The following is a 13,797-nucleotide window of genomic DNA, read 5'->3' as shown; positions in this document are numbered from 1 at the left end:
GCAGGCGTGTTTCGTTAATTGGTAAAAACCAATAACTAATTCCCGATAACCGATACCTAATCGCCCGTGGTTAGGATTCGTTTGTGTTCATACAAAAAGCCGTTCATGGCTTTTAAAAAAGGATTTAAACAATTCTATCGCCAAGAATAGCCCAGCCTTTAACGAGGAGACATCCTAAACTTGTTTTGCCCTCTTGTCGGGCTTCTCCCAGTTGATCTCCCCTCCCTCATGAATTTATGATAGGATACAGAACAGAAGCGGAAATGTATGGAACATAGAGAAGTAAGCTGCAGCCCGTTTTAAAATTTATTTGAAATCGATCTAATACTTTCCCTTTGTGAAAACGTACTAAGTAATAAAGAGCCAAGTAACAATTAATATGGATCTTGAAAAAGTAGAAAGATTTTTTAGGAATACTTGTTCTGCCGAGGAGGCCGGGAAGGTTCTGGACTGGTTCAGCAAGCCGGAGGGTAAAGCATTTCTGAAAAAGAAATTGGACCAGGATATTGATCTCCTCAAGGATGAACGTATTACGCCGCTGATGTCAGAAATACGGTCGGAGAAGATGTGGGATACAATTGAAAGTGGAATCGAAGCCCCTCCAGCTGACAGATATCTTACTCCTTCGGGCAGAAAATCGAATTACTACTGGCAAGTCGCAGCCGTCGCTCTCGTAGTACTGGTCTCAAGCGTTGTAGTTTTTAGCAACTGGGCAGATATGAATCAGCAATCCCAGGTCGCCGAACAACCTGTACTGTATAAGGCGGGAGAAGATCAGCACAAGCTTCTCTCCTTAAGTGATGGGACGAAGATCCGGTTAAACAGCAATGCCCAGATTCAAATATCAGAGGGCTACGGGCGATCCGAGCGAGAGGTGACACTGACTGGTGAAGCGTACTTTGAAGTGATTCATGATGAAACACGGCCTTTTGTAATTCACACGCCGGGTGCTTCCATCAAGGATTTAGGTACCGCATTTAACGTCAAAGCGGATCCTGATGAAGATAACGTGCAAGTAGCTGTAACAGAAGGAAAAGTTTCGATGTGGACAGAGCGACAGAATGAGGAGGAGGCCACCGAGCTGGTACCGGGACAATTTGGCTATATCGATCTGGAACAGCGCACGATCCAGGTTGATGAATTTGGCGTGAACAACTATTTGAGCTGGATGAACAAACGACTCGAGTTTAATGAGGCCCCGCTTGACAAGGTAAGCCTGCAGTTGAGTCGAATATTTGACCTTTCATTTAACTATTCGGATGAAGAGTTGAAAAGGCTGACTCTCTCGACGGATTTCCAGTATGGGTCTGTAGAAAAGGTATTGGAGGTGGTCTCCATGACGCTTCACATAGATTATGAGAGAAAAGACAACAGCGTAATTTGGGTAAAAGATAACGTAAAATCTTGATCTGTAAATAAAAATAACGGGATGATATGGATAGATATAATAGAACGGTGACAGTACTGGACAGGCTTGGAATTTGGATCAAAGAGATGGCCCTGTTTTTGCTTTGTTTCTGCATGCTCGCCCAAGCGGGCTTTGCCTCAGGTTCCTATCTGCAGACTTCGGATGAGGATGAACGTCATCAGCCACAGCTGGTCGCGAATGAACCTGCCTCCAATTCACAACGAAAGGTTTCGCTAAAACTGCATGAGGTTACGCTTGTTTCGGCACTTCAGTTGTTGGCGGACGAGGTAAATGTGGGATTGGCGCTTGAAGTTCGACATGTACCGAACAAAAAGGTCAACGCTGACTTTGAGAACGTTTCCGTTTTTAAAGCGTTGCATACCCTGCTCTCCGGAACGGGATTGGAGGCCGTGCTTCCCTCCAGCCGTGATGTCCTGGTAATTCGACGGATACTTGACAACAAGAGGGTAAAACAGATGGAAACGGTACGGGGAACGGTGACGGATGCCGGTACCGGGGAGACATTGCCCGGGGTGAATGTACTGGTCAAAGGAACCACCACGGGAACTTCTACCGACAGTGAGGGGGGATTTGAGCTGAATGTACCTTCGCTGCAGGATACGCTCGTGTTTTCCTTTATCGGGTACCAGACACAGGAAGTGCCAATAAATGGACGCACGGATATTGATGTGGCGTTGCAATCCCAGGCCATTTCCGGTGAAGAGCTGGTGGTTGTGGGTTACGGCACGCAGAGAAGGGAAGATGTAGTTTCAGGTATTTCCACGGTTAATACGGATAATTTGAATTTGAGTGATCAAAATACTCCACAAGCGGGAGATTTATTAAAAGGCCGCGTTTCCGGTGTTCGTATTCAGGATGGTACCGGTGCTGCCGGTTCTCCTCCAATTATTAGAGTTCGGGGAACGAGCTCGGTCAATGCCGGAGTAGAACCATTAATTGTGGTTGATGGGTTTCCCGTAGGAACAGGTTTCCCGCAGACGCTGAATCCTGATGACATTGGGAGTATTACAGTCTTGAAGGATGCGGCAGCAACGGCTATCTATGGTGCCAGAGGATCCAATGGAGTTGTTCTTGTTGAAACTAAAAATGCTGCTTCCGGGATGAGCGAATTTACCTATAGCTCATCCCTTCTAATTAAAGAGCTTCCGGAGAGCTGGAGGCCTCAGATGTTAAACGCTGAAGAGGCTGTTCAATTTAATATAGAGCGTATCCGGGAGCTCGATGAGTTTAATAATGTTTCCACTCCCACACCAATACCTCAGCGGTTTCTTGACGCACAGGAAGCCCTGGAACGCGGTGAGTTAAGTCCGGAAGGGACCGACTGGCTCGATGAATTTATCCAGGAAGGCCGTTCTTCGTTCTCTCATAATCACAATTTCAATTATCGAGGGGGTAATGAAAATCTGAGGGCCTTTATTTCGGGCGGTTATCTGGAAGAAAAGAGCCTGCTGCCTTCAGATGATTTCCAACGTTTTTCTTTGCGTTCAAATATCGATGCGGATCTCTCTGAAAGCATACAAATGGGACTAAATTTAAATGGTATGCGAACGGAAAATAACAGGATCCCTTCAGATGGACACAGGAGTGGATTATGGGCTGCAATAACAGGGAGCCCACTCATATCTCCATATGACGAGGATGGTAATCTTATCCCTTTCGTTCCGGGAGACGCTCCGGGCTTTTTTGCCAGACCTAACCCGATATTTCAGGCTAAAGAAGAACTCGACAGGGTTATTAACCGGGACTTACAAGCTAATTTAGACTTTGATGTGGGGATAACGGACAACCTGCATTATGCGCCACGCATTTATGTGCGACAGCTCACCAGTGAAACCGAACAATTCCAACCTACGACCATAGGCCAAATCAGTATCGCTGGTCCGGGTGATCTTTCCAGGGGCGGGCCTCCACAGAATAACAATGCGACGAACCAAATATTCAAATTAGAGAATTGGGGCATCGATAACATACTCCGTTACACCAGATCTATGGGAGCGCACGACTTTAATGTTACACTGGGACAGACCGCACAAAAGGAGACCGGCGTTACAGATCAAATGAATGGAGCCATCTTCCCCTCCGATGAGATCGTAAACTTTGCCGAGGCCGCAGAGCTGAATGGTTTTAGCAGTGATTATGAATGGTCGCTGCTGGCGGTCTTTGGCCAAATAAAATATGACTATCAGGACAAATATTTGGCAGAACTTAATTTTAGACGCGAGGGGTCATCCCGGCTGGGGGCAAACAACAGGTATGGAAATTTTCCGTCGGGGGCCCTGGGATGGCGAATTTCCAATGAAAATTTTTATCCTGATGACGCTTTCATTGATGAAATACTGTTGAGAGGGAGTTACGGCAAGACGGGCAACAATGCCATCGGCAATTTTGATGCCCTGGGAAGACTTGCCTCCGTGCGGGCGGTATTTGGGGATAATGTGCGCGAAGCCAAATCACTATCGGCCATAAGTAATGAAGACCTGCAATGGGAAACAGCCGAACAGTGGCAAATAGGGACCACCCTCCGCATGCTGAATAATAGTATTACCATGGAGGTTGAATACTGGAATAAGACCACAAAAAACATGCTGTTTAATGTTAATACACCCGGAGCTTCAGGGTTCCAAAGTACCAGAGTTAATATCGGTGAAATGGTCAATAAAGGCGTTGACGCTTCCATTAATGCCTTTAAGGATTTTAACGGGGGAGTACAGTGGAATAGTAATTTAAACATTTCGTGGACTACAAACGAAGTTACCAAGATGCCGGCACAAATCGACCGGCTGCGTTTTGGAGGACGTGGCGGTACCAACGTCGTGCAAGTAGGGGACGAAGTGGGAGCCCTGTGGGGCCTGGTGCGTGTGGGATTATTCAATGAGGAAACAGCAAATGATCCAAATACGGCTAATTTTGCAGGACTCCCCAAAGTGCCGGGAACCAACCATTATAAAGATTTGAATGGAGATGGAGTTATCGATCGCACAAATGATATGACGGTTATCGGAGACCCGACTCCAGATGTGATTTTGGGTTTTAACAATCAACTGTCATACCGGAATTTTTCCTTTTCCGTATTGCTGTCCAGCATGCTCGGATATCAAATTATGCCAACAATCCGGGATGTAGACCTAAACCAGGTAGCTCGCTGGAATGTCAGCACATTGGTTCTCGATAGATGGCAATCTCCTGAAAATCCGGGCAACGGATTTGTACCAAGGTCTGAGGTTAATGCAAATTCTCGGGAATGGATGGATGACTGGCTGGAGCCGGGCGATCATCTTTGGATTAAAAATATAAAGCTGAGTTACAGCTTGCCCAGCCAGATTTCACAAAAAATAGGGACGAGCCAGGTTCGCTTCATATTTACAATTGACAATGTTGCTCGGTTCGATAATTATTCCGGGTTTAACCCTGAGGTTTCGGCCAGCAGTGATCCTGTACAACCCGGAATTGACAGTTATGTTAATCCGTTGGCTCGCTCGTATTCACTTGGAATTAACTTAAAGTTTTAGACTTAAAGGGGATTTATTATGGATGGTTTAAGGATGATATATTTGAAGATAATAGTAATTTGGCTGGCAGGTGTTTCAATGGTGGGTTGCGAGAATTTTTTGCAGCCGGAACCTGAATCCATTGCAACGAGTGAAACCTTTTTTCAGAATGACGACCAGTTTATCCAGGCAACCGATGCAGCCTATAACCAGCTGCAACAGTGGGTGCTCCAGGCCCATGTACTGGAGGAGGCGAGAAGTGACAACACCCATTTTGATAACGGGCTAAATCGCGGCGTGTTGCGGTCGCTGGTTCGTATAGACTGGTTCGTGTTGGTCTCGGATGAACCGGAAATCGAGAATGCGTGGAATACCCTGTTTACGGGCATAAAAGATGCGAATTTACCGTTGTCAAAATTAGAGGATGGAATTCAAAATGGAGCCATTGATTCCGATCTGGGACAGCGACTGGAAGGCGAGTTAAAATTTTTGAGAGCCTATTTCTATTTTACAGCCGTACGGCTGTGGGGCAATATTCCGTTAATTTTAGAGCCTTTCAACAGTGGGTTAAATACCTTTGAGATTACCCAAAGCCCAACAGATGAAGTGTATGATGCTATAATTCAGGACCTGCAGGATGCGGAATCGCTATTGCCGGCTGGCTACGATAACGCCAATCTGGGACGGGCCACAAGTGGAGCAGCGAAAGCGGTGTTAGCCAAGGTCCACCTGTGGCGAGGTAACTACGCAGATGCCGAGACAAAATTGAGAGAGATTATAAATTCAAATCGGTATTCTCTGCTAGCTGACTATTCTGATATTTTTGATCCCCAAAATAAATTTAATTCGGAAATGATTCATGAAGTCCCGTTTAAAGAGGGGTCCGAAGGGGAATCCAGTAACTTTCTGTTTCAGTTCTCTCCCGTGGGAGGATTTCCGGAAGTAATTCCAACCCTGGTTGGCGATGGAACATGGGGCAAAAATTTACCTACATGGCAATTGGTTGATGCCTATGATGAAGATGACGAGAGAAAGGAGGTCTCAATTGGTTATTTCGATCCCGGTGGAGCCAATGTTCCATATATCAAAAAATGGGATGAGGCCACCGATGAGAATTTTCCCCGCACCAATCACAACTGGCCGCTGATCCGCTACGCCGATGTTAAGCTCATGCTCGCAGAGGCTATTAATGAACAAGGATACGACACGGGAGAGCCCTTTGATCTGCTCAACGAGATAAGAGACCGGGCGGGATTGTCGGCATTAACACCGGTCGATTTACCTGACCAGGAATCCTTTCGGCAGGCATTACTGAACGAAAGGAGGTTTGAACTGGCGTTTGAGAATAAACGATGGTATGACCTGGTTCGATCAGGCACTGCGGTGGAGACCATGCGAGCCCATGGTGAGGAGGCCGTTGAAAATCCATCTACGCCCTTTACCGAAACGACCCCTCTGGATGAGAATGCTTTCAATGTAGAATCTCACATGACCTTATATCCTATTCCGGAGAATGAGTTAATTCTGAATCCCAACATGGAACAAAATCCGGGATACTAGCATGGGGAAGCTTAACTATATGCTGTTAAAAAACTTTTTGGGAGTAGTTTTACTTTCGCTCCTTTTCGTGGGATGTAGTTCAAATGAGGAGTCCAGAAGTCAGGAGGAGATTGATGAGACGCCGCCCAACATCGTGCTCATCATCTCCGACGACCAGTCTTGGACGGATTACAGCTTTATGGGGCATCCGCACATCGAGACCCCCAACATCGACGGGCTGGCCGAGGAGAGCCTGACCTTTACTCGTGGATACCTGGCGGCCCCGTTGTGCCGTCCCTCGCTGGCAACACTGGCTACAGGACTGTTTCCCCATCAGCACAGGGTAACGGGCAACGACCCGGAATTCTCTTTTGACGGGCAGCGATATGGCCAGGAGTGGATGCTGGAGCGCGCAGAACAAAATAAACCGATCACCCAAAATTTTTTGGAAATTCCTAACCTGCCGACCCTTCTGGGCCAGGCCGGGTACCGCTCGTTCCAGACCGGCAAGTGGTGGGAAGGAAGCTGGAAAGATGCAGGATTTACCGAGGGGATGACCCACGGGGATCCCTCCCGGGGTGGCCGCCACGGGGACGATGGCCTCGACATCGGGCGTGAGGGGATGGAGCCAATTTCCAACTTTATAGACACATCCATGGAGGCGGAGCAGCCGTTTTTCCTGTGGTATGCCCCGTTTATGCCACATACACCGCATACGCCCCCGGATTCACTCCTTGAAAAATATATAGACAGGGCTCCCAGTGAGCCGGTAGCCCGCTACTGGGCGATGTGTGAGTGGTTTGACCAGACCGTTGGTGAACTGCAGAATATACTGGATCAGCGCGGGTTAACTGAAAATACGCTGATCGTATACGTAGCCGATAACGGTTGGGCACAGAATCCTGAGGAGGCCAACCGGTACCTGACCGGTTCCAAGCAGGCACCCTACGAATTGGGCATCCGCACCCCGATTATGTACAAATGGCCGGGCCATACCAACGCGCGTATGGACACGACGAGCTTCGTCAGCAGCACGGATATTGTCCCCACCATTCTCGCGGCTGCCGGAGTGGAGGGACCATCGAACCTTCCCGGCATTAATATCCTTAACTCCCCAGATCGCCGCGACCGAACTACCGTATACAGTGAAGATTTCACCCATGATATGATTGATCCGAAAGTCCCGGGAAAGAGCCTGGAGCATCGGGTGATCCTTCAGCGTCCCTGGAAATTGATTGTTCCCGGCGATGAACAGTTGCCGGACAAACCACTGGAACTGTTTAACGTGATGGATGACCCGGGAGAAACCCAAAACCTGGCAGACGAACATCCTGAGTTAGTCGACCGGCTGCAGGCCCGGCTTAACCAGTGGTGGGAACCAGAGGATTAATTTAACCCGGATTATTCACCAAATTTCGCAACTATTTGTGAGGATACCCAAATTTGAGCTACCGGGTACTTCCGCTAGATATAATAATATTATTGGCTTAAGCCGTAATTTGTTCTATTTCGTGAATAATCCGGGTCAAAGGGTTACCCGTTTTTTCCTGATAAACAAATGGGCTGATCTCTTCAGTGCAGTCAACGGGACAGTGGAGGAGTCCATTTTCTCTTCAAGACAGGGATGTTCCATCCTTGAGGTATTATTTAACAGATGGCTTTACAAAACCCTCAATTTTTCGTTTTCAGGGAGTTGTACTCCCGTTTTAGCGATCAACAAGGTCGGTGGTACAACCATCTTCCAGCAAAATATAGAGGGTTCTGCAAAGGTTCCCAGAAGTGAAATGTTTTTAAAAAAAAGGGGAATCACGGAATGACGCTTCCTCCAAAAACCTGAGTTCAATATAACGTCCAACTTTAAAATTGTTTTTTAATTTCTTGGGGGGCTGGACTTTAATCTCCCCTTGAGGGGAGTCCCGCCGGAGGCGGGAGGGGTGTTATTCTATGTTAGGCCTGCACCTCCCGACCCAATCGCGAAACCCACGCGATTGGCCCACCCTCCTCGAGGAGGGACTGTTTTCTTGCCATTTCAAGACAAACAGGCATTTTGGTTGAGATCGCTATATCGAACTCACGTTCCAAAGTAAAATGATTTAAAAAAACTTTAATACTTCTCTCCTTCAGATACGTACTAAGTAATAGAGGACAGAGTCAAGGTGAATGTATATACCGGGGAAAATCTTTTTCCAAAGCTCTTAATGGTTGAAAATTGGTTTTGAGACAGCGACAATGGATGGGAAATGTAACTTACAAGACCACAGTGGTAGAAAATGCAAAGACAATGGAAAACACACCTAAATAAAATTAAGAACCTATGAATATGGTTAATAAACTTACAAATCTACTTAAAGTGTTAGGGATTGGGAAAAAAAGTATTTCTGCACTTGTTCTTTGTTCATTTTTAATATGTTGGGTGGGTAATGTGACTGCTCTTCATCTACAGGTAGCAGAGAAACAAGAACATAGCTATGACAAGCAGTGGGTAGCGAATGAATCTTCATCAGAAAACGAAAAAAGCGTTTCCCTTGAGTTTAGCGGAGTAAAACTGGTTACTGCGCTCAAAATGCTGGCTGATGAGGTCAATGTCGGGCTGGCGCTGCAAACGAGTTCTATTCCCGATAAAACAGTTACTGTCAATGTAAATGAAGTATCTGTTTTTGAAGCATTGGATTTACTGCTTGAGGGAACCAGTTTGGAAGCTGTGCTTCCTCCAAGCAGGGATGTTTTAATCGTTCGTAAAAAGCTGGAGGAGAGTTTTAAAAAAGCGTTTGAAAGTGTCAGCGGTACGGTGACAGAAGCTCAAACCGGGAACCCGCTGCCCGGGGTGAACGTCATAATTAAAGGCACTACCCAGGGAACCGCCACAAATTCTGACGGCCAATACGATCTGCCGGTAGAGAGCCTGCAGGACACGCTGGTGTTTTCATTTATCGGTTACGAGACGAATGAGGTTCCAATTAATGGTCGGACGAGTTTAGATGTGGCATTAACTCCGCAGGCATTGAGCGGGGAGGAATTGGTGGTCGTGGGATATGGCACCCAAAGGAGCAAAGATGTGACGGGTTCTGTAGCCTCAGTACCGATGGAGGATCTGGATTCACAACCGATAACGGGCCTCGACCAGGCGATTACCGGAAAAGTGGCAGGAGTCCAGGTAAATAATTACAGCGGAACCCCGGGTGCGGGACCCACTATTCGCATCAGAGGTATAGGTTCAATTGGTGCTGGGAATGACCCGCTGTATGTAGTAGATGGATTTCCCATTCCAAATTCAGCGAGTCAACAGTCAAATCCGCTGAATAGCATTGCTCCAAACCAGATTGAATCAATTGAAGTCTTGAAAGATGCTTCAGCAACAGCAATTTATGGTTCCAGGGGAGCGAATGGCGTGATTTTGGTGACTACCAAAAGTGGAACTCCCGAGACACAGATTGAAATCAACAGCTCTGTCGGGTTGCAAAGTGTAAGAGAGCGAGGCATGGTCGAGGTTCTTGATGCCCGGGAGTGGGCTCAGCTTGTGAATGACAGGACTTCGGATTTAATTCGATGGCGGGAAAACAGGGAACCCCAACCGTCAGACATTCCTGAAATGTATCGGAACCCGGAACAATATGGGGAGGGAACCGACTGGCCCAGCCTTATTCATGAGGACGCGCTTATGCATAATCAAAACATTACCATAAGAGGTGGTAATGAGGCCATCAGATCGATGGTTTCTGTAAACTTCCTGGACCAGGAGGGAACGCTGTTGGAAACAGGGTACAAACGATACAATTTTCGAGTAAATGTGAATGCCACATTGAGTGACAAGCTGGACGTGGGATTACGTCTCGCGCCATCTCTGGAGAAACAAGAACTGGGAGACACGGATGGATATCGAACAGGGGATTATGCAAGTGCCTATCTCGTAAATCCGATAGCCGACGTCAGAGATGAGAATGGGAACTTGAATCCCATGGTCGACGGAGATGGCATGCTCGCATTCCCCAACCCTGTTTTACAGGCAAAGCAGGTGGAGAATACCCTGCGAAGGGGCAGAGCTATTGGGAATGCGTTTGTAGAGTATGAGTTGATTGACGGACTTGAATTTAATTCCACCATCAACTTTGACTGGTCCGATACAAGGACTGAGTACTACAAGCCCACCACTGTTGGATCGTTTAACACATATCCCCCAACCGAGGCGGTGGGATATGTTAATTCATCGAATTCCATTAACTGGCTAAGCGAAAACACCCTTAATTATAATGCGGATTTCGGGAGAAACCACAGTGTTGATGCCGTCCTCGGGCTTTCGGTTCAACAGGAAACTACAGATTTTGCAAACGTCACGGGTCGTGGATTTGCGGATGATGAAATTAGAACGCTGGGAGCTGCCCCGACCCAAAGCGGCGCAACAAATACGGCCGAGTGGGGACTGGTGTCTACCCTGGCAAGGGTCAACTATGATTACCAGGATAAGTACCTGGTCACAGCTACGATACGAAGAGACGGCTCCTCAAGATTTGGATCCGATAATCGATGGGGGACCTTCCCTTCCTTTTCTCTTGGCTGGCGGCTGTCTGAGGAAGCGTTCCTCAGCGGAGCAGATAAAATTGACAACCTGATGATAAGAGCGGGTTACGGGAAGTCAGGAAACTTCAACATTGGCAATTATGCCCATTTGGGGGTTGTTGAATCAACTGATTACGCGTTAAATAGTCAAGAGGCTGCCGGCAGGAGCATTACCAACATGGGAAATCCCAATTTGGGATGGGAAGAAGTTGAACAGCTGAATGTTGGGCTGGACGTCAGTTTATTGGCGAACCGGTTAAATGTCACTGTAGATTACTACAACAAGGTTACCAGCAACATGCTGTTGAATGTGGAAACTCCCATTACTTCCGGCTTTAGTAACGCCCTCGTCAACAGGGGGGAGGTAACCAATAAAGGAATTGAATTAGCCATACAATCAACCGTTGTCAGTAATTCATTATTTAATTGGGATCTGAATTTTAATATCGATCATAACGCCAACAAAGTTACAGAACTGGATGCCCCAATTATATCTCCCGTCTCGGTCGCTAAGCACATTACCGAGGAAGGGTATCCCATTGGGCAATTCTACGGGTATGTAGTTGAAGGACTTTACAGCAGCAATGAAGAGATAGCTGAACATATCCCGAATGGTCCTGCTCCCAATACCAATCGTTTGTTTATTCCTGGTGCCTATAAGCACAAGGATGTTAATGGGGACGGTCAAATAACGCCCATAGACGATTTCGCCAGGATCGGGGATCCATATCCCGATTTCACCTGGGGATTGACCAATACCCTGAACTATAAAGGCTTTGATCTAAGCATCTCCATGACGGGTTCTCATGGAGGCGAAACCATGCAGGCTGGTCGTGAGGATTTCTGGAATTTGGATGGCGTTTTTAACGTATCCGCGGAAGCCAATGATCGATGGATGTCGCCTGAAAATCCCGGTGATGGACTGATCCCGAGAGCCATGTCCAGAGTGATCCACCGGTATGCACAAAGTACCTGGATCGTTGATAACTCACACATCTGGATCCGGGATGTAACGCTGGGACATACCTTCAGTTCTGCTAATCATGGATTCTTAAGTACTGTCGGAGCTAATGAAGCGAGACTTTATGTAAATGTGCATAATGCCTGGATATCAAATACAAATCTTCAGAATCCCGAAGTGCAACTGTTATCCGGTAATCCACTTCGACCGGGTGAAACACGAAATTCAAATTATCCTATTTCCAGGGTATTCACATTGGGTATCAATATTAATTTTTAATTGGGTAATTACATGTTTTATATCATGAAAAAGTTTAAAGGTATAGTATTACCTGGCGTAGTTTTATTTCTGTGTATTGCTTTTGCGGCTTGTGATAATATTTTGACGACTTCCCCGGAAGACGCCATAAGCTCGACAGAATTCTTCCAAAATGAAGGGCAGGTTGAGCAGGCGGTGATCGGGGCCTATTCCAAGCTGCAGGATATGTATGGAAACCAGTGGAAATTTTCGGAGTTGCGTTCTGATAATACCATCGTTCAGTATAATGTTGGGAATTTTGGTCCTCACCCCATTTGGTTAATAGATGAATTCACGATGACATCCACAAATACCAATATCGAACCGTATTGGGGCGATGTTTACCAGGGAATTCAAAAATGCAACGCTGTTCTAAATAATATTGACAGGGCCGGGTTTGAGACCGATGGGCTTAAAGAACAGCTTACGGCCGAGGTCAAATTTTTGAGAGCCTTTTACTATTTCCACCTGGTAAGGCTGTTTGGAGGAGTCCCTCTTGTGTTGGACCAGGTAGAATCTCCGTCGCAGGCCTTCGATGTAATTGGATCCAGAGCTGATGCCCAGGCCGTTTATGACCAGATCATCCAGGATGCCAGCGATGCTGCCCAGGTGTTGCCCCAAAGCTACTCTGGTGAAAATAACGGCAGGGCCACGGAAGGAGCTGCCAGGACATTATTGGCAGAGGTGTACTTAACCCAGGGAGAGTATGCTTCCGCTCGTACTGAACTGGAAAGCGTAATGCAGCTTGGCTATGAGCTGGTGGATAATTATGAAGATATTTTTGATCCGGCGAATAAGTATCACGAGGAGTATATATTTGATGTCAGTTATGCGGAATTGGAAAGTAACAGGGAGCTGGGTAATAATTTAATTTATCAATTTGCCCCCCATAATTCCGGGTCCGCTGTTACCGGTGACAACGGGGGCACTCCCCAGGGGCTAAATATACCCACCAGGGATATCCTAAATGCCTACGAGCAGGACGATTTAAGAAAAGACGCTTCCATAGGGTATTACGTGGATCCGGGTAATACTGAATTTGGTATTGCGATAGGGGATACAATACTGTATGTGAATAAATATGCCTCCGATCATTCGGTTCTTGGAAGAACCAATGACAATATACCGGTTTATCGTTATGCCCACGTGATATTGATGATGGCTGAAGTCATTAATGAAATTGAGGGTCCCACCAGTGAGGCGTACGGTTATATCGATGAAGTTCGCCAGAGAGCGGGTCTTGATCCTTTGACCGCCGGTTTGTCAAAGGCTGATTTCAGGGACGCGGTCTACCATGAACAACGCGTTGAATTGGCTTTTGAAAATCATCGGTGGTATAATCTGTTAAGACAGGGAAGAGCCATGGAGGTTATGCAGCAGCATGCACCGGATGTTAAGGATATCCAGCCGCACTTCACTGAACCGGTATATATTATTGAAGAGTACAAATTACTCTATCCAATACCGGAAAGGGAACGAACATTAAACGCAGACTTGGCACAGAATCCGGGTTGGTAGGAGAATTGAAG

At 46.8% G+C, this 13,797-nt stretch carries 6 protein-coding genes; all 6 read left to right on the top strand.

Features of this window, described 5'->3' with window-relative positions; translation table 11 throughout:
* Positions 1-379 precede the first annotated feature (379 nt).
* The 6 genes from ACG2F4_RS04800 to ACG2F4_RS04775 all read left to right on the top strand — a co-directional run bounded on the left by ACG2F4_RS04800 (position 380) and on the right by ACG2F4_RS04775 (position 13,786).
* Entirely contained in the window at positions 380-1,408 is a 1,029-nt protein-coding gene (locus tag ACG2F4_RS04800; RefSeq protein ID WP_395259057.1) for a FecR family protein, read from the top strand.
* Positions 1,409-1,434: 26 nt separating this feature from the next.
* Positions 1,435-4,938, top strand: coding sequence for a SusC/RagA family TonB-linked outer membrane protein (locus ACG2F4_RS04795; RefSeq protein ID WP_395259054.1), 3,504 nt, complete (start codon positions 1,435-1,437; stop codon positions 4,936-4,938).
* A 42-nt stretch (positions 4,939-4,980) separates the two neighbouring features.
* Positions 4,981-6,477, top strand: coding sequence for a RagB/SusD family nutrient uptake outer membrane protein (locus tag ACG2F4_RS04790; protein ID WP_395259051.1), 1,497 nt, complete (start codon positions 4,981-4,983; stop codon positions 6,475-6,477).
* Position 6,478: 1 nt separating this feature from the next.
* On the top strand, positions 6,479-7,846 hold the full coding sequence (locus ACG2F4_RS04785) for a sulfatase (protein ID WP_395259048.1): 1,368 nt from the start codon (positions 6,479-6,481) through the stop codon (positions 7,844-7,846).
* Positions 7,847-8,878: 1,032 nt separating this feature from the next.
* Complete coding sequence (locus ACG2F4_RS04780; protein ID WP_395259045.1) at positions 8,879-12,250, top strand: SusC/RagA family TonB-linked outer membrane protein; 3,372 nt, start codon at positions 8,879-8,881, stop codon at positions 12,248-12,250.
* A gap of 24 nt (positions 12,251-12,274) precedes the next feature.
* Positions 12,275-13,786, top strand: a complete 1,512-nt coding sequence (locus tag ACG2F4_RS04775; protein ID WP_395259042.1) for a RagB/SusD family nutrient uptake outer membrane protein — start codon at positions 12,275-12,277, stop codon at positions 13,784-13,786.
* Positions 13,787-13,797 lie beyond the last annotated feature (11 nt).

The organism is Halalkalibaculum sp. DA3122 (assembly GCF_043951865.1).
In the GTDB taxonomy this organism is placed as follows: domain Bacteria; phylum Bacteroidota; class Rhodothermia; order Balneolales; family Balneolaceae; genus JAMQKA01.
The sequence above is the reverse complement of the archived record's forward strand: the minus strand, read 5'-3'. Positions and strand labels throughout refer to the sequence as shown.